This is a genomic window from Raskinella chloraquaticus (SeqCode), from assembly GCF_021731865.1.
GTDB lineage: Bacteria > Pseudomonadota > Alphaproteobacteria > Rhizobiales > UBA4765 > Raskinella > Raskinella chloraquaticus.
In genome coordinates this window covers 1-22,028 of the sequence record NZ_JAKFWN010000019.1, presented here as the reverse complement: position 1 = coordinate 22,028, position 22,028 = coordinate 1, and the positions used below count along the sequence as shown (strand labels likewise).

The window sequence follows — 22,028 nt, the reverse complement described above, 5'->3', positions numbered from 1 at the left end:
CTTTATGGTTTGACCTCAGTCGGCGAGCTGGACGTGATAGAGCATCACGATGTTATCGGGACGCTGCGCCATCTTCACTTTCTTGGAGATGCCCCAGGCCAGCGCCTGCTGATGCAGCGGTATGTAGCCCCAGTCATCGACGAGGAGTTTCCATGCGTCCCTGACCAGGCCGGCGCGGACATCGGTGTTGGTTTCAACCAGCACCTTTTGCGCCAGCTCCTCGATCTTCGGGTTGCAATAGCCCGCGACATTGGCAACACCGCGCCCGCCTGACCCCTTTTCATCGCGGCAGCCGACGATCTGGGTCAGGACGTTGTGGGAATCATTGGTACCCGGTGTCCAGCCCAGCAGATAGAAGTTTGAGTTATAGCCGCCACCAGCCAGGATCTTGGCGAAATATTGCGCACGCGGCTGGATGATCGGCACGACCTTGACACCAACCCGCGCCAGCATGCCGATCACTGCCTGGCAGATGGCGGCATCGTTGACATAGCGGTCATTGGGGCAATCAAGCCCGACGGTGAAACGCGTCCCCTGCGCGCCGCCGACGCGCGGATAGCCCGCTTCGTCGAAGAGCTTTTCAGACTGCGCCGGATCGCTCTTGGGACGAACGAAATCCTTGCCGTATTTATCCACAAGGTTGGGATCGATCATCAGCGCCGAGGGTCGTGCGAGGCCGCGCATGATGCGGCTGGCGATAGCGTCTTCGTCGATCGCCAGGAACATCGCCTTGCGCACCCGTACATCCTTGAACGGATTTTTGTCACCGGGGACTTCCGCAGGTGGCACCAGCTTGTCGCGCATCTGGTCCATGCCCAGATAGATGGTGCGCGTCTCGGGGCCGGCCAGCATGCTGGTGGTCGGGCTCGAATTGACCCTTTCCTGATCCTGCGGCGGGATCGGGTCAGCCCAGTCGACTTCGCCCGACAACAGGGCAGCCACGCGCGTGGCATCATTGGCGATCGGTGTGAACACCACCTCGTCGATATTGTAGTCCTTCTTCGCCGCGTTCCACCAGCCAGGATTGGCCTTCAGGACGGTTTTGACACCCGGCTGATGCGAAACGACGGAGAAGGGCCCCGTTCCATTGGCATTGAGCGTGGTAAAGCCCGGTGTGGTTGCTTTGGCCGATACCACTTCGCTGGCGTTGTTCTTTTCGGTCCACGCCTTGGACATGACATAGAACGTGTCCCAATCGGCGATCAGGATGGGATTGGGCGTTTTCAAGACGACGTCGACGGTAAAATCATCGACCTTGACGAATTGGGCATCGGCCGGAATGCGGGCTTTCAGATCGGAATTGGGCTGGCGGATGCGCTCGGCTGAGAACAGCACGTCATCGGCAGTGAACGCCTCGCCACCATGGAACTTTACATTCTTGCGCAGATGGAAGCGCCAGCGCGTCGGCTCCACCAGCTCCCAGCGTTCAGCCAGTCCCGGAATGATCGTCAGATCAGGGCCGCGCCGCGTCAGACCTTCATAATAGCTGCCATTCATCGCGTGAGTGAACGTCTCGTTGATCGTGTAGGGATCAAGCGTGTTGAGATTGCCCTGGAACGCCATGCGGAAGGTCTTTGCCTCAACCAGCGGCGCGCCGAGCATCAGCCCGGCCATCACGGTCAGAGCCCCTGCACTGCGCAACAGCCTTCCACGCCATAAGCGATCAAAACGCATCGAATGTACCTCCATGTTCTGGCAACCTCTACGCTGGGTTGCTCCCCAATCCGCGTAACATGCGATGCCCCGCCAGAACGCGCAAGTCGTGCGCGCATGCAACCACTGCCGACGAATTGTGCATCCACTCCATTGACCACAGGCTGCCGCTCGGCTTTTCTGCGCTCTGACGGAGATTTTAATGACCATCAACAATCGTATCGCCGCCTTGCAGCCGGAAATCGCCGGTTGGCGCCAGTTCATCCACGCCCACCCGGAAATTCGCTACGAGGAAGAAAAGACGGCGGCTTTTGTGGCCGAACGCCTGAGATCCTTCGGTGTTGACGAGGTGGTGACGGGCCTTGGCAAGACGGGTGTGGTTGCGGTGGTGCGCGGCAGACAGGCAAAATCCGGCAAGGTCATCGGCCTGCGGGCCGACATGGACGCGCTGCCTATCCATGAGGCAACCGACAAACCCTACAAATCGACAGTCGATGGCAAGATGCATGCTTGCGGCCATGATGGGCACACCGCCATGCTGCTGGGCGCTGCCAAATATCTCGCCGAGACCCGTCATTTCGATGGCACCGCTGTTTTGGTCTTCCAGCCCGCCGAAGAAGGCGGCGCCGGCGCGCTGGCAATGATTCATGACGGATTGCTCGAGCGCTTCGGCATTCAGGAGATCTACGGGCTGCATAATCGCCCGGGCGTGCCGGTCGGTCATTTCGGTATCCGCAAGGGAGCACAGCTCGCAGCCTCCGATTTTCTCGAAATCCGGGTCGAGGGACTTGGTGGCCACGCCGCGCGCCCCCAGCACACGGCCGATCCGGTGGTCTGCGGGGCTCATATCGTCACAGCGCTGCAATCGATCGTCGCCCGCAACATTGATCCGCTCGATTCGGCCGTCGTGTCGCTCACCGTGTTCAAGGCGGGCGACGTCAATAATGTTATCCCCCAGCGCGCTCTGCTGCAGGGCACCGTGCGCACCTTCAAGGCGCAGGTGCGCGATGAGGTGATTGCCCGCATCAGGCGGCTGGCCGTCAACACGGGCGAGGCTTTCGGTTGCAAGGTCGAGGTCGAGCTTGGCGACGGCTATCCAGCCCTCATCAATCATGACGCGAATGTCGATTTCGCCGCCGGCGTCGCCCGCCAGTTTTCCGACCATGTGGACGCGGATTTTCCGCCAAGCCTCGGCGGCGAGGATTTTGCCTATTTTCTGGAACGCATTCCCGGCGCCTTCATGGTGTGCGGCAATGGTGACACCGCCAAACTCCACCATCCCGCCTATGACTTCAACGACGAGGCCATTTCCGCCGGCGTGTCCTATTGGGTGAAGCTGGTGGAGACGCGTTGTGTACCATGAAGAATGATCACCGTTTCGTGAATTGTCTGTACCACGGGCAAACCGAACGATAAGACCAAGGCTGCTGGAATGTGGCCAACAACACAGGGAGAAATGACCATGAAACGATCTGTCGGGATGAAACTGGCGCTGGCGGGCGCATTGCTGCTTGTTGGCGCCCAGGCGGGCGCCCAGCAAGGGGCGATGAGTTTTTTCGTGACCAGCACCGGCAACGGCAAGGGTGCTGATTTCGGCGGCATTGACGGCGCGGACCGTCATTGCCAGACGCTTGCTGCCGCAGCGGGCGCCGGGAGCAAGGCATGGCGCGCTTATCTCTCGACGCAGGCCGCCGGCGGCAAGCCGGCGATCAACGCCCGTGACCGCATCGGTGCCGGGCCATGGCAGAACGCCAAAGGCGTGGTGATTGCCGCGTCGGTTGCCGCTCTTCACGGCGAGAACAATCTGACCAAGGAGACCGCGCTCAACGAAAAGGGTGAGGTGGTCAACGGGCGTGGCGACACGCCCAACCAGCACGATGTGCTGACCGGCTCTCAGGCGGATGGCACGGCCTTTGCGGCGGGCGACGACCGTACCTGCGGCAACTGGACGAAGGGGGCTGCGGAAGGTGCGGCGATGGTGGGCCACCATGACCGGCGCGGCCTTGATAATTCCGCCCCCGCCATCTCTTGGAATTCCTCTCACCCCTCGCGCGGCGGCTGCAGTCTTGATGCCTTGAAAGGCTCAGGTGGCGCCGGATTGCTTTACTGCTTCGCCGAGAAGTAGGCACAAGTCCAAGAGGCAGGCGCAAGTCTCTGCGCCTGGAGACACTCAGCGCGTGTCGACGCCCTGCATATGGGCGTCGACACCCTTCATGCCGAGGAAAGCCGCCCATTTTTTCTCAGCCTCTAGCTGCCGAGCCCGCGAAAGGCTGCCGCGAGCATGGCAATCGCCTGTTTGCTGGTGCGCTCGGTCGCCGCCTGGCGCAGCAGGATGTCGGTGCTAGGAAGGGTTGGCAGGCCGAAGACCTCGCCAACCGAGACCGCACCTGCGGGGATGACGCGCTGGCCAAGCGCGGCCACTGCAAAACCCGACATCACCGCCGAGGCGACCGCCGACACGCCGCCGCCGACAAAGACCTCGCGCCAGGCAATAGCATGCTGTTCGAGGGCGGCAATCGCCAGCCCGCGCACCGCACAGGGCGCTTCGAGATTGGCAAGCCGCAATGGAGTGCCGTGCTGATAGTCGAAGCCTGGCGCTGCCACCCAGATGAGCGGTTCACAGTAGAGCGTCTCGCCGTCGCGCGCCTCGCCCTCGCGGCGCACGATGACCGCGTCATAATCCCCCCGGTCATAAGCCTCCATCAGCTCGCGCGAGGTGCGGATATGCACCTTGATGATGAGGCGCGGATCGTGACGTGCAACGAGATTGAGCACCTGCGTCAATGTCGGGCCGGCAACGTGATCGGAGATGCCGATGGTCAGCCCGCGCTCGCAGCCGCTCAGCCCGTCGATTGCCCTTTGATGAGCCGCCAGCAGATCACGGGCAGGCGGCAGGAAGGTCACGCCGTCAGCCGACAGGCGCACCAAGCGGGGATGGCGATCAAAAAGGCGCCGGCTGAGGCTCGTTTCCAGTCGCTTCACCCGCAGGCTGATGGCTGATTGTGCAACACCAAGCGCTTCGGCGGCGCGCGTGAAGCTTTTCAGATCGGCTACAAGGATGAAGGCCTGAACGCTGTCGATATCGAGATGTTTCATCACATATATGATATTCTGATATTATTGAAATATGCAATCATATCTATTTTATATGAAAAAAAGCGCCTATCACCGCTCTCCCAACCAAGGAGATCGTTCATGCCCCTCGTTCGCATTTCACTTCGCCACGGCAAGCCACGCGCCTACCGGCAGGCTATCGCCGACCAGATCTACAACGCCATGCGCGAATTATTCGAAGTCCCGCCGGACGATATCTTCATGACTGTCGACGAATTGCAGTCTGAGAACTTCATTTATAGCCGCACCTTCTTCGACATCCCTCGCGACGAAGATTTTGTCATCATACAGATCACCGCCGCCAATACGCGCGGCCAGACGCAAAAGCGCGCCTTCTACAAGGGGCTCGTCGCCAGATTGAGCGCCGAGCCCGGGATCAGCCCGGATAATGTGATGATCAGTCTAGTCGAGGTGGGGCGTGAAAACTGGTCATTTGGCCGGGGTGTTGCGCAATACGCGCCAGGCTGATCCTCCGGGGTTCAGGCCCCGCTGTTGGCACCGGCACGCTGGTCGATCAGTTCCGGCTTGCCGGTCTTGGCTGTCGGGCGCAATTCCTCGCGCGGCGCTGGACCGAAATAGGTGGCTGTCCTCAGGAAGGGCCGCGGCTGCAGCATGATGGACGCAACCCGCTGATAGATGGCTTTGGGCGAGACCGGTTTGCGCAACACCTCGTTGACGCCGAAGGTCTTGGCCTGGATCATGCGGTTGCGCTCGGTGTGCGCGGTGAGCAGGATGATCGGCACGAAAGCGTGGCGAAACCCGTCCGGATTGCGGATGAAGCGGATCATCTCGGGGCCTGACAGCACCGGCATTTCCCAATCGATGATCACCAGGTCGGGGCTAACGGCATCTAGTTTTTCCAGCCCGTCGGCGCCATCTTCTGCTTCGAAAATGCGGCGGCAGCCGAAACCGGCAAGGATCGTGCGCAGGATCGTGCGCATGTGCGCACTGTCCTCGACGATCAGAAAACTCATTGTTTCAAATGCGATCGCGTGCACGGGATCGACCAGATTCCTGTCATGTTCGACAACAGGGTTAACCGTTTGTGCTTAAGGAGGAGTGAATTTAGCCGATCACCGCCGCTTGGCCGACGGCGTCGTCCGGCCTAAGAGGGCATTCCGTGTCCGCGTCAACCGGTTGCACCCATGTCGGCCTTTCACCTGTTCCTCCTGATGGTGTCGAGCTTTATCCTGTCATGGGGCATGACATGGGTGATGATCGCCTTGCTTGAGCGCAGCGGCCGGCTCGATCATCCTAATGAGCGCTCAAGTCACATCATTCCCACCCCGCGCGGCGCTGGTCTGGCGATCCTCGTCGCGTTTGTGATGGCAATGAGCGTTATCGTCGTCACGGCAGGTTGGCGCGATCCGGTGATGCTGGCGCTGCTGTTGGCTGTGCTGATGCTGGCATTTGTCTCGTGGATCGATGATCGCCGCCCTCTGCCCTGGCGCGTAAGGCTGTCCGTCCAGTCTGTTGCCGTTGCAGGCACTTTGGGAATGTTTGCCGCCGGCAGCACCCTGCCGCTGGCCCTGCCAGTGCCACTTCTTTTTATTCTGGCGCCATTCGTCCTCCTTGGCTGGCTGTGGGTTACCAATCTCACCAACTTCATGGATGGCATCGATGGCATTGTCGGCGTCGAAATGATCGCATTCGCGACGGGAAGTGCGCTGTGCCTCCATCTTGTCGGCGCAGTGCCTGAACTGGTCGCCCTGTCGCTGGCGCTTGCAGCTACCAGCGCCGGTTTCCTGTGGTGGAACTGGCCACCGGCGAAAATCTTTCTGGGCGATGTCGGCAGTATACCGCTGGGCTTCCTGATCGGCTTTTTCATGCTTGTGCTGGTCTCTCATGGCCTGTGGGGGGCGGCGCTCGCCCTGCCGGCGACCTTCCTCGCCGATGCCACGCTCACCCTGTTTTTACGCTTTCGGCGGGGAGAACGACTGACGCAGGCGCATCGTAGTCATTTCTACCAGCGCGCCGCCGGCCTGCAGCGCGCTCATCATCGAGCGGTCATTCTGCGTGTCCTTGCTGCTGACGCGGCACTCGTCATCGCCGCGCTGATCGGCGTGTGGATGAAGGGATGGGCAGGGCAGGCGGTCACTGTGGCGCTGGCTGCGATCATTGCGACCCTGTTTCTCGCCGGTTTGCAGCGGCTTGCACATCTGCGCACGTCATGACCGGCCTGCCGCCCCTTCCCATCGATGAGGTCCTGCCGGCGTTGCGCGACAAGCTGATCGCTGTTCCCAACCTGGTGCTGGTCGCCGAACCGGGTGCGGGAAAGACAACCCGTGTGCCTCTGGCTCTTCTTGATGCGCCATGGCGCCAGGGCGGCAAAATTCTCGTTCTCGAGCCGCGCCGCCTGGCAGCGCGCGCTGCCGCCGAACAGATGAGCCGCCTTCTTGGCGAGCCGGTGGGAGGGCTGATCGGCTACCGCGTGCGGCTGGAAAGCCGAGTCAGCAACCGCACTGTCATCGAGATCATCACCGAGGGCGTTCTCACCCGCATGCTGATTGCCGACCAGAGCCTGCCCGGTGTGGCGGCGGTCCTGTTCGATGAATTCCACGAGCGCTCGCTGGACGGCGATCTGGGTCTTGCCCTGACCCTCGATGCCCAGCAGGGACTGCGCGAGGATCTGCGTATCATCATCATGTCGGCGACCCTCGATGACAGGCGGATCGCCGCGCTGCTTGGCGACGCGCCGGTGATCATGAGCGATGGTCGCGCCTTCCCGGTCGAAACGCGCCATCGCCCGCGCGCGCCACATCAGCGCCTCGATGAGGCGATGGCAGGCGCCATCCTGCATGCGCTTGCAAGCGAAGACGGCTCGATCCTTGCCTTCCTGCCGGGCGCCGGCGATATCGAAGCGACCCGCCGGCGGCTCGAGAGCGGCGTTTTTCCTGCCGCTGTTGATGTTTTCAGCCTCTATGGCGCGCTTGATGCCGGCGCCCAGAGCCAGGCGATTGCGCCTCCTGAGGGCAACCGCCGCAAGGTTGTTCTGGCAACCTCGATTGCCGAAACGTCGCTCACCATCGATGGCGTGCGGATTGTCATCGATAGCGGACTTTCAAGGGTGCCGCGTTACGATCCGGCAAGTGGTCTCACGCGGCTTGAAACCGTGCGCGCGCCGCTTGCTTCCGTCAACCAGCGTCGCGGCCGCGCCGGCCGCACCGCGCCTGGCGTCTGCATCAGGCTGTGGGCGGAAGCCGAAACGCGCGCGCTTGCGCTCTTCGCCGTGCCGGAAATCCGCCAGGCCGATCTCGCGCCGCTCGTCCTTGATTGCGCCTCCTGCGGCGTTGGCGATCCGCAGAGCCTGCGTTTTCTTGATCTGCCCCCTGCCGGCGCGCTGGCCGCCGCGCGTGAGCTTCTGGGTGCGCTGGGCGCCATCGACAAAGATGGGCGGTTGACCGATCAGGGCCGTCATCTGACCCGGCTGCCCCTGCCGCCGCGCCTTGCCCATATGGTCGCTGCGGCAGCGCCTGACAATCGTCAGTTCGCTGCCGAACTTGCTGTTTTGTTGCAGGAGCGCGGGCTTGGCGGCGATGACATCGACATCCGCCAGCGCCAGCGTCGCTTTGGCGCTGAGGGCGGCGAACGTGCAGAGCGTGCGCGCCAGATGGCACAACGCTGGGCAGGGCTGGCCGGGGCCGGTCATGTTGCGTCGCCCCATAAGCCTCCTCGTGAGCGTGATGACGCCGGCCCGCTGCTGGCGCTGGCCTTTCCTGATCGCCTCGCCCAGAGGCGCCCTGAGCGACCCGGCGAATTCCTGCTTGCCAATGGTCGCGGCGCCTTCCTCGATCCCGCATCGCCGCTTGCCCGCGAGCCCTATCTTGTCGTGGCCGAACTCGCCGGCGGTGGCGAGCGCTCCCGCATCCTGCAGGCAGCGCCGATAACGCGTGCGGCCATTGAAAGCGGCTTTGCTGCACGCCTTGGATGGAGTGAGGAGGTGAGTTTTGATGACGCCGCCCGCGCCGTGCGCACAAGACGGCTGCTGCGCCTTGGTCAACTTGTCCTGAGCGAGGCGCCGGTGCCCTCATCAGGTGAGCAGGCGAGCGCTGTGCTGGTGGCGGGCATCGCCGGGCTGGGGATTGACTGCCTGCCATGGACGAAAGCAACGCGCCACCTTCTCGATCGCGCGCGGTTTCTCGCCAGAACAGACCCCAACAACTGGCCAGCGCTTGATGATGAAACCCTGACCACCCGCCTCGCTGACTGGCTGGCGCCCTATATTCCCGGGCGCACCCGCGTTGGCGACATAATGCCTGACGAGCTGATGGCCGCCCTCGACGGGCTGCTGGCTGATCGCCGGCGCCTGATCGAGCGCGAGGTGCCATCCTATTTCGAGGCGCCGACCGGCAGCCATATCGCGATTGATTATCACGCCGAGCGCGGGCCGGTGGTGGCAATCCGCGTGCAGGAACTCTTCGGCCTTGATCGCCACCCCATGCTGGGCGGCGGCCGGGTGCCGATCACCTTCGACCTGCTGTCGCCGGCGCACCGTCCGATCCAGACGACGTGCGATCTGCCGGGCTTCTGGCGTGGCTCATGGGCTGACGTGCGCTCCGAGATGCGGGGGCGCTATCCCAAACATCTGTGGCCTGAAGACCCTGCGCACGCCACGCCGACAAAACGCGCCAAGCCGCGCGGCACCTGAAATCACGGGCCGTAGAAGCGGCGCATCATCTCTTCGCCGATCGTGCAGGAGACGCGTGGCGGAGTGCCAGCGATCTTGCGCACAGCCGGTATGGTCGTGTGGTGGTTGTCGGTGATTTCGAGGATCAGCTTGGTGCGAATGGCGGAGGCGAACGCCTCGACACCGACAACCGGCAGACTGAACGATCCCGGCCCGCCGATGACGCAATCCTCGTAATACCAGTCGAGATGGGCGATATCGAATGAGCCCCGTTCGCCACGATAGATGAGCAGCGGCAGGCCGTTGATAACGATACCCTTGGCAATAACCAGATCGCGTGTCGGGACAATCGGCGGGCCGTCATTATTGGGTCCGTCACCGGAAACGTCGATGACCCGCCTGAGGCCGGAAAACGGGCTCTGGTCAAAGAGCGTCAGGCTTTTCAGCAGCGCTCCTGAAATCGAGGTGCGGCGCAGTCGGCTGATGGGCGCCTTGGCAAGCCGGTCGGCGATGACATTGGCGCTGTCGGCCCCGTCGATCATTGTCCACGGGATAATCTCATTTTGTGCTCCCGATCCCGCCCATTCCACATAGGTGATGGCAATGCGTCCGTTAAGCCCGCTGCGAATGGCCTTGAGCACGGCAGGATCGCGCAAAGCCTGGACATAGCCATCGCGCTGCAATTTCTGCTCGAATTCGTCCATGGAATAAGAAACATCGACCGCAATCACCAGTTCGAGGTCGACGCTTTCGCTTGCGGACGCATCCTCGATCATGGTGACCATAAGCGCCAATAGTAATGTCGCAAACCAACGCATGATCCGCTCTCCTGCCAAGCCCGGCTTCTCCATGGTGCAGCGCCTTTAATGCAACCGTCAATTGCCGGCTGACCTCGAGGCGCGGCAAAAGCGCTTGCAAGTCTGAGCGAAGCCCGGCACGAGATAAGGAGGACACGTTGATACGGCGGCATTCGCCATACCGCGAAAAGGCATGTGCATGATCACGGTTCTGGGCTCGATCAATGTTGATATCATCATCGAGGCGCCACGCCTGCCGCAGCCCGGCGAGACGGTGGTGGGCCTTGCCTATGATCTGATGCCCGGCGGCAAAGGAGCAAATCAGGCGCTCGCCGCCCATCGCGCCGGGGCACGCACGATGCTTGTCGGTGCGGTTGGTCGCGATGCCTTTGCTGATACGGCGCTGGTGACGTTGCGCGAGGAGGGGATCGATCTCACTCATGTGCAGCGGTCGATGGGTTTCAGGACCGGCCTGGCCAGCGTTACCGTTGATCCCCGTGGCAATAATCAGGTGGTGGTCGCTTCGGGCGCCAATTACGAAGTGAGCGCCGCCAATCTGCCGGAAGGATCGGTTGATCGCTGGAAGATGCTGCTTTTGCAGATGGAAATCCAGGCAGGAGAGGTCGAGAAGGCGGTATCGCTCTGTCATCAGGCGGGCGGTCGCACGATCCTCAATCTTGCACCTGCCCTGCCGATCTCGGAACCGACGCTCGATGCGGTGGAAGTCCTCATCGTCAATGAAATCGAGGCTGTCGCGCTTGCTCACTCCTTTGCGCTCGCCGGCAGCAATCCGCAGGCACTCGCCAAGGCACTTGCTGAGCGGCGTGGCCGGGCGGTTGTGGTGACGGCGGGTGAGAAGGGCGCTTATCTTGCCCAACCGGGGACGCGCGTGCTCCATTTTGCCGCACCCAACGTTTCAGTGTTTGATACGCTCGGAGCAGGAGACGCCTTCGTTGGCGCCTTTGCCGCAGCGCTTGATGCCGGCATGCCGCTGATTGAGGCCTGCCGTCGCGGCGTTGCTGCCGGATCGCTTGCCTGCACCAAGGCCGGGGCCCAGGCCGCCATGCCGCGTATGCCCGAGATTGAAGCGATGGCGGTGCAACTGGTCATCTCGTGAAGGATAGAGCGATGATATACGACAACACACTGCGCCAGCGCTTGATCAAGGGCGACATTGTTCAGGCCGCGTGGCTGTTTTCCCGCGACAGCGATACCGCCGAAATTCTCGCGCGCGCCGGTTATCCGGTGGTGATCGTCGATCACGAACATGGCACAGGCGATCTCGCCAGCCTCGCCCATGTCCTGCGTGCCGTGCGGATCGGTGGCGCCGAACCCTTGCTGCGTGTGCCCTCCCACGATCCCGATCACCTCAAGCGCGTTCTTGATGCCGGTGTGCGCACGCTCATGGTGCCGCTGGTCGAGACAGCCGAACAGGCAGAAGCCATCGTTGCCGCCTGCCGCTATCCGCCGAAAGGACGACGGGGCTATGCGGCTGGCGTGGTGCGGGCATCAGCCTTTGGCATGCGCCCCGAGTATGGCGCCAATGCCGCCGGCGAATTGTTTATCGCCGTCCAGATCGAGAGCGCCAGAGGCCTTGCCAATGCCGGGGCGATCGCTGCGGTCGATGGTGTCGACATGGTGTTTATCGGGCCCAATGACCTTGCCGGCAATCTCGGTTTTTTTGAACGGCTGGACGAGAAAAAAGTGCACGAAGCGGTGGACATGATTGCCGCTGCCGTCACATCGACGGGCAAAGCGCTCGGCATCATTCCTTATGGTGACCGCAGCGCCGGCGATCTCGCGCGCCTTGGCTTTGCACTGATCGCCACAGCAGCCGATTACGCGCTCCTGCGCGATAGTGCCAAAGCTGATTGCGCGGCCTTCACAAAAGCCGTTACGAAATAATGAATTAGACGGTATTTTAACGATTTGTTCAGGGATTTTTTAACATTTTCTCCCTAGCGTTTGAACTCGTGGGAGAATGCTATGCGCTTGCTCGGCTACGCCATTGTCGTTGCCATCGCCGCGACGGTTGTCGCGCAGCAGCTGTCGAAAAACGTTCAGGCGCCCGTGGCGCCGGCCAGCCGACCGAACACGGCTGTATTTGCGCAGCCCGCCCCGCCAGGCGGAGCGCCGGGCGTCGCATTGACGCCACCCCCGGACCGGCAGAATGCGACAAAGCCGGAGGTGCGAACGCCGCTCCCCCTCGCTGCCGGCGCGCCGGGGTGCTATTCGGACCAGACAGTGACGCTTCAGGCTGATCGTCGCGGTCATTTCATGACGGACGTTGAAATCAATGGACGAAGCATTCCCATGCTCGTCGATACCGGCGCATCGACCGTGTCTATTCCCCATGAGGCCGCGATCAGAATGGGTCTTGATCTGGTAAACGGCAGGAAAGGGATCGCGCACACTGCCAATGGCACGGTCCAGACCACCTCTGCGCGCGTAGCCCAGCTTCGAGTCGGCTCCATCTGTCTTTATGATGTTGTGGTTTCCGTTTTGCCGCCTGGCGCCCTCGATACGGGCCTGCTCGGCATGAACGTCATCGGCAAGATGAAGCGCTTTGAATTGTCGGAGACACATCTCGTGATGGCGCGCTGAACCCTCCGGACATACCAGTTCATCGCCTGGTCAGCTTGCATCAGGCTTGTCCGTGCGCCACACGAAGCACTCCCGCTGCGATCAGGATATCTTATGTCATTCCCCAAGCCTTTAGCCGACATTGCTCCCAATACGCTTGCTTTCGAATCAACCCCGCTCGTCAAGCCGACCGGCTTTCGCGAATATGATGCGCGCTGGTGGTTCGGACACCCCGGTTCGCCAAAGCCGCCGGAACTCAACCTCATGGGTGTGCAGGCGCTGGGCCTGGGTCTTGGCACGCTCATTCATCGCCTCGGTGTCAAGCGCGAGATTGTCACCGGTCATGATTTCCGCGGTTATTCCTCATCAATCAAGATGGCGCTGGTCTCGGGGTTGATGGCCGCTGGCTGCAAGGTGCATGATATCGGCCTTGCCATGTCGCCGATGGCCTATTTTGCCCAGTTCGCGCTTGATGTGCCCGCCGTCGCCATGGTCACCGCCTCGCATAATGACAATGGCTGGACCGGCGTGAAGATGGGCGCGCAACGCCCCGTCACTTTCGGTCCCGACGAGATGGGCCAGTTGCGCGATATCGTGCTTGCGGGCGATTTCGAGATGGCGCCCGGCGGCTCCTATCATTTCGTTGCAGATTTTCCGGCGCGCTATGCCGCCGACCTCGCCACAAGATCAAAGATCAAGCGCAAGCTGAAAGTCGTGTGCGCCTGCGGCAATGGCACGGCAGGCGCCTTCGCGCCGGCGATCCTTGAGGCGCTGGGTGTCGAGGTGGTGCCGCTCGACACCGTGCTCGATCATTCCTTCCCGCGCTACAATCCCAACCCTGAAGACCTCCATATGCTGCACGCCATGGCGGATGCGGTGAAGGAGCACAAGGCCGATCTGGCGTTGGGGTTTGATGGTGATGGTGACCGCTGCGGTGTCGTTGACAATCACGGTGACGAGATTTTTGCTGACAAGATCGGCGCTCTGCTGGCGCGCGATCTGGCCCGTGTCCACGGCCCCTCCACCTTTGTGGTCGACGTCAAATCAACCGGCCTCTTCATGACGGACCCCGAGCTGAAGCGGCTCGGCGCCACGACCGTCTACTGGAAGACCGGGCATTCCTATATCAAGCGCCGGGTGAAGGAGCTGAACGCGCTCGCCGGGTTTGAAAAATCGGGTCATTTCTTTTTCAACGCCCCGGTCGGGCGTGGCTATGATGATGGCCTCGTGACGGCAATCGCGGTTCTCGACATGCTCGACCGCAATCCGCAGAAATCCATGGCCGACCTCTATGCCAGCCTGCCCAGGACCTGGGGGTCGCCCACCATGGCACCGCACTGCGCGGACGAGGTGAAGTACGGCATCGTCGACAAGGTGGTGCAGATCTTCAAGGACAAGCAGGCCAAGGGCGAACCGGTAGCCGACAGCGCCATCGTCGACCTTGTCACCGTCAACGGCGTGCGCGTCACCACCAGTGACGGCACCTGGGGTCTGGTGCGCGCTTCATCCAACAAGCCAGAACTGGTGGTGGTGGTCGAAAGTCCGGTCTCCGAAGCGCGCATGCGTGACATGTTCAAGGCCATCGATCAGGTATTGCGCACCTTCCCTGAAGTCGGAGCCTATAACCAGACCATCTGACCGCGGCTGCGCCGTCAAAATGCGGCGCGTCATAAAAGTGTAGCGCTGACCGCGTACCCGATCATCTCAAGAGCGGCGAGGCCGCAACGAGAATGATGATGGGGTAAGGCAGCATGCTGGTCATCGACAAGGTAACCAAACGTTATGGCGGCAAGGCTGCCGTCGACAATGCCAGCCTTGAGATTCCACACGGTCAGTTTGTCGGCGTGATCGGTCGTTCAGGAGCCGGCAAGTCGACACTCCTGCGCATGATCAACCGCCTGCAGGAACCAAGCGAAGGGCGCATTCTGCATGATGGGCGCGACATCACGGCGCTGAGCGGCCAGGCGCTGCGTGACTGGCGCCAGTCCTGCGCCATGATCTTCCAGCAATTCAACCTCGTCGATCGCCTCGACGTGCTCACCAATGTCCTCGTCGGCCGCCTCAATCATGTGCCGGCCCTGCGGGCGCTGGCGCGGATGTGGTCGCAGGACGATCTGGCGATTGCCATGTCAGCCCTCGACCAGTTCGATATCGCCCCCCTTGCCTCGCAGCGTGCCGACAGCCTGTCGGGTGGCCAGCAGCAACGCGTGGCGATTGCGCGCGCCCTCGTCCAGGAGCCGCAATTCCTGCTCGCCGACGAGCCGATCGCCTCGCTTGATCCGCGCAATACCCGCATCGTCATGGACGCGCTGCTGCGCATCAATCGCCATTACGGCATTACCGTTTTGTGCAACCTCCATTCGCTTGACCTGGCGCGCACCTATTGCGACCGCCTGGTCGGCATGGCGCAGGGGCGCATCGTTTTTGACGATGTCCCGCAAGCGCTCACCCAGCATGTCGCACGTGAACTTTACGGGCTTGAGGCTGACGACGTGATGGACAGCCCTGTCACCCCGGAAGGCTCGGCTGCCGAGCTTCCCGATGCCGTAACTGCCTGACCGGGACCGCCTTGCGGTATCGGATTTTGCCATTGAACAGGAGATCGACGATGATCACACGCCGTGGAATGATGACGACTGCCATCGGAGGCGCTGCCCTCCTGACCACCACTGCCCATGCCCAGTCGTGGAAAGAAAAATATCCGGAATTGACCTTCGCGGTTGTCCCGGCCGAGAACGCCTCGGGCGTTTCTGATCGCTTTGGTCCGTTTCTGAACTATCTGTCGAAGGAACTCGGAACCAAGGTGACGTTGCGTATTGCCCAGGACTACGCTGCCGTCATCGAAGGTCAACGCGCCGGCAATGTGCACATCGCCAATCACGGCCCCGCTTCCTTTGCTCGCGCCCGCCTCACCGGCGTGAAGGCCGACGCTGTCGTCATCGAAGTCAATTCGGACGGCAGCAAAGGCTATTATTCGGTGTTCTACACGCTGGCCAAATCCCCGCTCTCCAAGATTGAAGAGACCAAGGGCAAGGTGCTCGGCCTTGTGGACCCCAATTCGACGTCAGGCAACAACATGCCGCGCTTCAAGCTGAATGCGCTCGGCATCAACCCCGAGACCTATTATTCCAAGGTCATCTATACCGGCAGTCATGAAAACGCGCTGCTGGCCCTGGCGCAGGGAACCATTGATGTCGCCGCCAATTGGTGGAACTCCGAGGAGGATTCAAATCTCACCCGCATGCTCAACAAGGGCCTGCTGAAATCGTCTGACGGCAAGCCGATGACCAAGGATGATTTCCGCATCATCGTGAAGTCTGACATCATCATCAACTCGCCCGTTGCGGTGTTGAGCGATCTGCCCGCCGATCTCAAGACTGCCATCAAGAAGGCTTTCCTTGAAGCGGCCGAAAAGGACCGGGCGGCCTTTGAAAAGCTGTCCGACGGCAAGAACAAGCCTTACCAGGACGTCAAGAACGAGGATTACGACAAGACGATCGAGCTGATCAAGTTCGTGGACAGTCTGCGCAAGGCGTAAGCCTTTCATGAGGGCGTCGCGCATGGATCAGGGTGAAATTGACGTCCTCCTCCGTGCGGGTGTCCGGGTGGCGATGGCAGGAAAAGCGAAAATATGACCACCTTCGTCCGCCTGCCAGACGCACAGCTCCTGCCGCATGTGCTGACCTATCGCCGGGCGCTGGCCGCCCGGCGCCGTCAGACGATCGCTGCCATGATTGTTCTGGGGCTTGCCATCATCGCCGCCACCGTCATGGCCGAAGTTGACGTGCTCAAACTCGTCGCCAATTTCACTAATTTCACGAGTTACCTCCAGCGCATCTTTCTTTTCGACAGTGGCCCCTACACCGGCCAGCTGGTTGTTCTTCATCCCGGCCTTGGCACCGATGACTGGTTCTGGGGGCTGCCGAAATGGCTGAAATTGCTGGGCGAGACGCTGCTCATCGCCTATCTGGGAACGGCGATCGGGGCGGCGTTTGCATTCATTTTCAGCTTTTACGCAGCCGACAATCTGGGCAAGAGCCGCACCACCCGCTGGATCACAAAGCGCCTGCTTGAATTCTGTCGCACCGTTCCGGAGCTGGTGTTCGCGCTGATTTTTGTCGTCGCATTCGGGGTTGGCGCCCTGGCAGGCGTGCTCGCCCTTGCCATCCACACGACCGGCGCGCTGGGAAAACTCTTCTCTGAAGTCGTTGAAAATATCGATATGAAGCCGGCTGACGGTGTCATTGCCTCGGGCGGCAGCTGGACGGAAATGGTGCGCTTTGGCGTTCTGCCGCAAATCCTGTCGAACTTTACCTCTTATGGCCTGCTGCGCTTTGAAATCAACGTGCGCGGCGCTTCCATTATGGGCTTCGTCGGCGCGGGTGGCATCGGTCAGGAATTGCTGACCGCCATTCGCAAATTCTATTACGCCGACGTGTCCGCCATCCTGGTCCTCATCATTGTCACCGTCATGGTGATCGACGTGGCGACCGAGTATGTCCGCCATCATTTGACCGGGGCAGGGCGATGAAGCCTGCCTCACCACCGGCACCGCCCGACGTCTTGCGCACGCAAGCGCTGCAGCAGCGCCCGGCACTGGCGGTTGCCTATCCGCAGATCTTCGCACCCTCGCCCTGGCGCCGTCTTCTGACGCTTGCCATCATTGCCGGGGCGCTGGGCTTGATGATCTTCGCTGTCTGGCAGCTTGATTTCTCATGGTCGCGCATCTGGGGCGGGATTGGCAAACTCGGTGATTTCGTCACCCACATGTTTCCACCATCCTATGGCAATGAAGCCCGCCTCGTTCTCTATCTGAAAGCGCTGGGCGAAACCTTGGCCATCGCATTTCTAGGCACTCTGCTGGCCGCCATATTTGCCTTTCCGATGGGTTTCCTTGCGGCGTCGAACGTGGTGGCCAATCGCCTCGTCCACATCCTGTCGCGTCGCTTTCTCGACAGCATCCGCGCCGTTGATACGCTCATCTGGGCCCTGATCTGGATCAACGTCGTCGGCCTTGGCCCGTTCGCCGGCGTGCTGGCAATCATGACGTCGGATTTCGGCGCCTTCGGTAAGCTCTTCTCGGAAGCGCTTGAAAATCTCGACCGCAAGGCGGGCGAGGGCGTCACCTCCAGCGGCGGCAATGCCCTTCACCGCATCCGCTTTGCGCTGATACCGCAGGTGATACCGATCTTTTTTAGTCAGGTGCTCTATTATTTCGAGAGCAATACGCGTTCGGCCACCATCATCGGCATCGTTGGGGCAGGCGGTATCGGCTCCGTCTTGAGCGAGCGCATCCGCGAGAATGAATGGCCGGAAGTGGCCTTTCTTGTCCTCCTCATCCTGCTCATCGTTGCCATCATCGATCAGGTCTCGTCACGCTTGCGCCTGTCATTCATCGGCCAGCGCAACGTGACGTTTTCGTGAGCCGGAAGCGGCTCCCTCGCCTTGCCGCCCCCCGCCATGCCCTGTAGATACGCCCTCACGCGGAGCGGATAACGATTCAGGACAGCGATCATGAGCATCACTTTGATGACATTAGGAATGGCGTCGTTGACGTTCTTTTCGGCAATGGCGCCCATCGGGGTGCCGCCAGGGGCCTCAATTGCCGCTCCCGATGCTGCCGCTCTGGCCGGGCAGGGGGATGCCCTGCTGGTTGATATCCGCCGCCCGGATGAATGGCAGGCGACAGGCAGACCGGCAGGCGCCACCGGCATCACGCTCGAAGATCCGCAATTCGTGACAAAAATTGCCGAAGCGGTACACGGCGATCATGACCGGCCTGTCATTCTCATCTGCCGCAGCGGTCGGCGTACATTGGCGGGCATGGATATGCTACGCGCGGCCGGTTTCTCGCAGGTCTCCCATATCGGCGAGGGAATGATTGGCAGCGAGCATGGTCCAGGCTGGCTGAATCGAGGCTTGCCGCTGGATCAGATCGTCGCCGACTAGCGCACATTGCCATTCCGGGTAAACGCAAGGATGTCTAAGAACAGGCTCCGTTGCGCTTGACGCAATTGCCGACGCGCGGGCGCAGATAGAATGTTTCGTTAAGGTTGATAGGGGTCTGGATGAACTGGCCGACGGGCGAGGTATAGCTGTAATCCACCTCGGAATAGATGAGATAGGTGTTGGGGGTGGCAAGCCCGCTGGGCAGCGTGCTGAATGTCGCGCCGCGCGACAGTGCGGTCGTGTTGCGCGCGCTGCTCCAGCCAACCTTTGCCGCGCCGTTGGAATCGATGACGAGCTGCGTGACGCGCAGTTTCAGGGGGCTCACCGAATAGGGCTGGATGACCGCCGATGAGGCGTCGAGGATGGCACTCATGCCCGCATCATCGATATCGGAGGCCTGGGCACTGAGATCGCCGATCGTGCTGGCGGTCGCCACCACTTTGCGATTGGCCGATATGGCGTTCGTCAATTCAACCGTGCCGACATACATCAGCACCATCACCGGCAAGATCAGCGCGAACTCGACCGCAGCAACGCCGCGGCGATCTCGTGAAAATGCGTGCAGTTTGAAACCTGTGAACATGCCCATGTCAGAAAGGCTCATTGCGGAAGGCCGCAGTTGATACCAGCAAGATCGTCTTGTCGGCCTGATTGGACAGCGACGAGCCGAGAAGGTTGGCGAAGCTTGGCCATTTGTAGAAGGCGCGCGCCACAACGACGCTGCTCGATCCGCCGATATTATACTGTGTCTGCGCCGGGTCGAAATTGCCACTGGCGGTTGGTATGGAGAAATTGGCGCTCGAAAAGCTCGTCGGCACGCGCACATCAACCGTCAGGCTGCCGTTACAGTTGATGAGCGCGGGGATGCGATTGCACACCTCCTGCTTGAAGCGTGCCGCGTCATAGGCTCCGGCCTGTGCCTGCCCGGTACGGATGAGGCGCGCCGCGTCATTAAGTCCGGTATCGAGAAGCTGGCCGGCAAAGAAGGCCATCGCCGCTTCGATAATTGCCATCAGCAAGGCAAAAAACGGAAGAGCGACGATCCCGAATTCAACCGCGGTGACGCCCCTGCGATCACGCATGAGCCGCCGCCAGCTGCCCGTCAACGCATGTCGCGATCGGGCGGGCTGATGCGGGTTGATATCTGATGTCCGGCAGACCTGGCTTTGCAACACTGGCGATCAATCCTCGAAGATCAGAGAAGCGCGATTCGAACGATGCCAAGGAAAGTTATAAAATCAGTTGACGATATTGCGAAAAAGCAAGCTGGCCGGCAGGTACCGTCATGAATGCCGGTCGCCATCGAGAGCGAGACCATTCCAACCAATCGGGCAATTTCAGCACACTCGTATTTATTGAATGCACTCTGGTTTTTTAAGGTGGCGTATCGTCTTGGCCCGACCTGGCCCTGTTTCAGGCGGGAAAGGCCTAACGGCTTGTTGCCTGCGACTGGGCCAGACCGTTGCGCGTTTGAGCCTGGTTGACGATATCAGCGAAATTCTTGTTCGTGTCGCCGATGACGGCTGTGCGTCGACATTGCGGCGAGCACGAATACGTTTCCTGCTCGTCGCCCCTTTGCACGGTCAGGATGGAGACACTGGGCGGCTGGACCCAAACCTGCCGCTCGATGATGATCTCGCCACGCCGGTCAAGCGCGATCAGATTGGTCGTTCCAAACGACTTGCCGGTGATGACGATGGTTTTGCCATCATTTACAACCGCGTCGGCAATTGACGGATTGCCAATCACAATGGTTTGCGCCTGCCTGCCAAGGCGCAGCAGAGTGGCTTCATCGAGCCGCACGAAGAGCGCTTGCCGTTCGTTTTCGGCCTGGGCTTGCGCCGCGCCGGCGAGCGACAAAGAAATAACGAGCGTCAGGAGGGTGACAATTCCGCGAAACATGACTTTTCCCATCGCCAGTAAAACAACCGATGTGAATATGTCGCTCATTATAGTGAAAGAAGCGCTAACAAACCGACCGGTTCAGGATCGCTTGCCTGGTGGAAGATACGTAATGTTGCGCATGACGTAGCGTTCTGCCGGTACATCAACGGCGACGGGCTTTCCCGGCATAGATCGCCTAATTTATTGCATTATAAAGATATTTTATCTCATCTTGGCGAAAACCAGCAGCGCGGCGCAGGTCACATGATGGCCGGATCAACATTCCCAGCGATCGATTGAATTATCGTCATCACTTTAACCGGCTGGAAATTTGATTGCGCTAATTTCGCCCTGTCCAAGCCACAACCATTTCGGCGAGGCTGGACACTACGTCGTCAACTGCAGCTTTGTAAGGAGTACGCTATCATGAAGAATTTCGCACGTTTCGCCAAGGACGAGTCAGGAGCTACGGCCATCGAATATGGTCTGATCGCTTCGGGCATCGCCGTCGTCGTCATCGGCGCCGTCCAGGGCATCGGCACCAACCTCAACGCCGTCTTCACCAAGGTTAAAGCCGCCCTCTAATCAAACCGGCCGAGATAATCCGGGCCCTTCATTCAAGGGTTGAACGCGTGAATCCCGGTTGAGACATGATGATGCCATGCCGAGCGTGGCAGAGGCAGCGACGACGACAATTGCCACCGCCTCCCGCCGCTTCGGCGGGTGGCGGCAGAATTGAACGGAGTCTCTTGAAGCGGATGATGCGGCGTACCGCATTGCTCGCTGCTTGGATTTGCGCTCAAGGCGCGTGCGTGAAGGATAACCGCGGATCATCTCGCCCCGCGGGAGTCGAAAAATGACTGACACTCTAGCTCGCTTTCTGAACGATGAATCGGGCGCTACAGCTATCGAATACGGACTGATTGCTGCGGGCATTGCCGTTGTCGTTATCACGGCAGTCCAAGGCATCGGAACGAACCTCAATACCGTCTTCACCAAAGTGCGAAGCAATCTGAAATAGGCATCAACTCTGATTGCCTTTCCTGGACACCGAGAGCAGGACGCTCCCGGTACCCCGCCCAGGCTGGTGGCGACCGTGTGGCGCCGTCATTTTGTCCTCTCCCATCTGCGCGGCGTTGACCGGTTCTTAAGTCGGATTGCCTAAACTCGTCTCCATTCTTCTATCCCAGCCCGGGCACGTAAACGAGATGTAGCAATGACCAGCTTTGTTCTGATTCTGCTGTTTCCTGCCGCCATGGCGTTCGCTGCTGCGAGCGATCTGGTGACGATGACGATCCCCAATCGTCTGCAGCTGAGTGTCATTGCAGGTTTTTTCCTGAGTGCTGTTCTGGTCGGCATGGACGCGCCGACGATCGGCCTCCATGTCCTTGCCGCCTTTGCCGTCCTGGCCGGCAGCTTCG

Annotated in this window: 23 protein-coding genes and 1 pseudogene; 17 read left to right on the top strand and 7 right to left on the bottom strand. The window is 60.7% G+C overall.

Features of this window, described 5'->3' with window-relative positions; genetic code table 11:
• Positions 1–15: 15 nt before the first annotated feature.
• Positions 16–1,674 (bottom strand): ABC transporter substrate-binding protein, encoded by a 1,659-nt coding sequence (locus ACINK1_RS07430; protein ID WP_376802561.1) that lies wholly within the window; start codon positions 1,672–1,674, stop codon positions 16–18.
• A 181-nt stretch (positions 1,675–1,855) separates the two neighbouring features.
• Between ACINK1_RS07430 and ACINK1_RS07425 the strand changes: the two genes are divergently transcribed.
• Together ACINK1_RS07425 and ACINK1_RS07420 are read left to right on the top strand one after the other, a co-directional pair.
• Positions 1,856–3,016 (top strand): M20 aminoacylase family protein, encoded by a 1,161-nt coding sequence (locus tag ACINK1_RS07425; protein WP_376802562.1) that lies wholly within the window; start codon positions 1,856–1,858, stop codon positions 3,014–3,016.
• A 93-nt stretch (positions 3,017–3,109) separates the two neighbouring features.
• Entirely contained in the window at positions 3,110–3,778 is a 669-nt protein-coding gene (locus ACINK1_RS07420; RefSeq protein ID WP_376802563.1) for a hypothetical protein, read from the top strand.
• Between the two features lie 122 nt (positions 3,779–3,900).
• Here ACINK1_RS07420 and ACINK1_RS07415 read toward each other — a convergent pair whose 3' ends face one another.
• Positions 3,901–4,749 (bottom strand): LysR family transcriptional regulator, encoded by an 849-nt coding sequence (locus ACINK1_RS07415; protein ID WP_376802564.1) that lies wholly within the window; start codon positions 4,747–4,749, stop codon positions 3,901–3,903.
• Between the two features lie 99 nt (positions 4,750–4,848).
• Between ACINK1_RS07415 and ACINK1_RS07410 the strand changes: the two genes are divergently transcribed.
• Positions 4,849–5,235 carry a tautomerase family protein gene (locus ACINK1_RS07410; RefSeq protein WP_376802565.1) on the top strand — a complete coding sequence of 129 codons (387 nt, stop codon included), beginning with the start codon at positions 4,849–4,851 and terminating at the stop codon, positions 5,233–5,235.
• A gap of 11 nt (positions 5,236–5,246) precedes the next feature.
• Here ACINK1_RS07410 and ACINK1_RS07405 read toward each other — a convergent pair whose 3' ends face one another.
• Positions 5,247–5,765, bottom strand: coding sequence for a response regulator (locus tag ACINK1_RS07405; RefSeq protein WP_395760047.1), 519 nt, complete (start codon positions 5,763–5,765; stop codon positions 5,247–5,249).
• A 147-nt stretch (positions 5,766–5,912) separates the two neighbouring features.
• On the opposite strand from ACINK1_RS07405, the gene ACINK1_RS07400 reads away from it, so the two are divergent.
• Together ACINK1_RS07400 and hrpB are read left to right on the top strand one after the other, a co-directional pair.
• A complete protein-coding gene (locus ACINK1_RS07400; protein ID WP_376802567.1) occupies positions 5,913–6,941 on the top strand; it encodes a glycosyltransferase family 4 protein in 1,029 nt (342 codons plus the stop codon).
• Entirely contained in the window at positions 6,938–9,415 is a 2,478-nt protein-coding gene (hrpB, locus tag ACINK1_RS07395; protein ID WP_376802568.1) for an ATP-dependent helicase HrpB, read from the top strand. Before ACINK1_RS07400 ends, hrpB begins: the two co-directional genes overlap by 4 nt.
• Positions 9,416–9,417: 2 nt before the next feature.
• On the opposite strand, the gene ACINK1_RS07390 is transcribed toward hrpB, so the two are convergent.
• Positions 9,418–10,212 (bottom strand): DUF1194 domain-containing protein, encoded by a 795-nt coding sequence (locus tag ACINK1_RS07390; RefSeq protein ID WP_376802569.1) that lies wholly within the window; start codon positions 10,210–10,212, stop codon positions 9,418–9,420.
• A 178-nt stretch (positions 10,213–10,390) separates the two neighbouring features.
• On the opposite strand from ACINK1_RS07390, the gene ACINK1_RS07385 reads away from it, so the two are divergent.
• The 9 genes from ACINK1_RS07385 (at position 10,391) to ACINK1_RS07345 (ending at position 18,723) form a co-directional block, all read left to right on the top strand.
• Entirely contained in the window at positions 10,391–11,308 is a 918-nt protein-coding gene (locus ACINK1_RS07385) for a ribokinase (protein WP_376802570.1), read from the top strand.
• Between the two features lie 11 nt (positions 11,309–11,319).
• Positions 11,320–12,096 (top strand): HpcH/HpaI aldolase/citrate lyase family protein, encoded by a 777-nt coding sequence (locus ACINK1_RS07380; RefSeq protein WP_376802571.1) that lies wholly within the window; start codon positions 11,320–11,322, stop codon positions 12,094–12,096.
• An 81-nt stretch (positions 12,097–12,177) separates the two neighbouring features.
• On the top strand, positions 12,178–12,795 hold the full coding sequence (locus ACINK1_RS07375; RefSeq protein ID WP_376802572.1) for a TIGR02281 family clan AA aspartic protease: 618 nt from the start codon (positions 12,178–12,180) through the stop codon (positions 12,793–12,795).
• Between the two features lie 93 nt (positions 12,796–12,888).
• On the top strand, positions 12,889–14,412 hold the full coding sequence (locus tag ACINK1_RS07370) for a phosphomannomutase/phosphoglucomutase (RefSeq protein WP_376802573.1): 1,524 nt from the start codon (positions 12,889–12,891) through the stop codon (positions 14,410–14,412).
• A gap of 113 nt (positions 14,413–14,525) precedes the next feature.
• Positions 14,526–15,332, top strand: a complete 807-nt coding sequence (phnC, locus tag ACINK1_RS07365; RefSeq protein ID WP_376802574.1) for a phosphonate ABC transporter ATP-binding protein — start codon at positions 14,526–14,528, stop codon at positions 15,330–15,332.
• A 50-nt stretch (positions 15,333–15,382) separates the two neighbouring features.
• Positions 15,383–16,312 carry a phosphonate ABC transporter substrate-binding protein gene (phnD, locus tag ACINK1_RS07360; RefSeq protein ID WP_376802575.1) on the top strand — a complete coding sequence of 310 codons (930 nt, stop codon included), beginning with the start codon at positions 15,383–15,385 and terminating at the stop codon, positions 16,310–16,312.
• 93 nt (positions 16,313–16,405) lie between these two features.
• Positions 16,406–17,305 carry a phosphonate ABC transporter, permease protein PhnE gene (gene phnE / locus ACINK1_RS07355; RefSeq protein ID WP_376802576.1) on the top strand — a complete coding sequence of 300 codons (900 nt, stop codon included), beginning with the start codon at positions 16,406–16,408 and terminating at the stop codon, positions 17,303–17,305.
• The gene (gene phnE, locus ACINK1_RS07350) at positions 17,302–18,198 is read left to right on the top strand and encodes a phosphonate ABC transporter, permease protein PhnE (protein ID WP_376802577.1); all 897 of its coding nucleotides are present in this window, start codon (positions 17,302–17,304) and stop codon (positions 18,196–18,198) included. The genes phnE (ACINK1_RS07355) and phnE (ACINK1_RS07350) overlap by 4 nt, the downstream gene beginning before the upstream one ends.
• Positions 18,199–18,288: 90 nt before the next feature.
• On the top strand, positions 18,289–18,723 hold the full coding sequence (locus ACINK1_RS07345; protein ID WP_376803885.1) for a rhodanese-like domain-containing protein: 435 nt from the start codon (positions 18,289–18,291) through the stop codon (positions 18,721–18,723).
• A 34-nt stretch (positions 18,724–18,757) separates the two neighbouring features.
• Here the strand turns inward: ACINK1_RS07345 and ACINK1_RS07340 are convergent, their stop codons facing one another.
• The 3 genes from ACINK1_RS07340 to ACINK1_RS07330 all read right to left on the bottom strand — a co-directional run bounded on the left by ACINK1_RS07340 (position 18,758) and on the right by ACINK1_RS07330 (position 20,673).
• Positions 18,758–19,312 carry a TadE/TadG family type IV pilus assembly protein gene (locus ACINK1_RS07340; RefSeq protein ID WP_376803107.1) on the bottom strand — a complete coding sequence of 185 codons (555 nt, stop codon included), beginning with the start codon at positions 19,310–19,312 and terminating at the stop codon, positions 18,758–18,760.
• Between the two features lies 1 nt (position 19,313).
• The gene (locus tag ACINK1_RS07335) at positions 19,314–19,805 is read right to left on the bottom strand and encodes a TadE/TadG family type IV pilus assembly protein (protein WP_376800018.1); all 492 of its coding nucleotides are present in this window, start codon (positions 19,803–19,805) and stop codon (positions 19,314–19,316) included.
• A gap of 346 nt (positions 19,806–20,151) precedes the next feature.
• Complete coding sequence (locus ACINK1_RS07330) at positions 20,152–20,673, bottom strand: pilus assembly protein N-terminal domain-containing protein (RefSeq protein WP_376800020.1); 522 nt, start codon at positions 20,671–20,673, stop codon at positions 20,152–20,154.
• 360 nt (positions 20,674–21,033) lie between these two features.
• Between ACINK1_RS07330 and ACINK1_RS07325 the strand changes: the two genes are divergently transcribed.
• From ACINK1_RS07325 to ACINK1_RS07315, 3 genes and pseudogenes are all read left to right on the top strand, one after another.
• Positions 21,034–21,192: a Flp family type IVb pilin gene (locus ACINK1_RS07325; RefSeq protein ID WP_376800021.1), complete on the top strand. Its 159-nt coding sequence runs from the start codon at positions 21,034–21,036 to the stop codon at positions 21,190–21,192.
• Between the two features lie 271 nt (positions 21,193–21,463).
• The gene (locus ACINK1_RS07320; RefSeq protein WP_376800023.1) at positions 21,464–21,628 is read left to right on the top strand and encodes a Flp family type IVb pilin; all 165 of its coding nucleotides are present in this window, start codon (positions 21,464–21,466) and stop codon (positions 21,626–21,628) included.
• Positions 21,629–21,823: 195 nt separating this feature from the next.
• Positions 21,824–22,028: pseudogene (locus ACINK1_RS07315) on the top strand (peptidase); the annotation flags it as partial.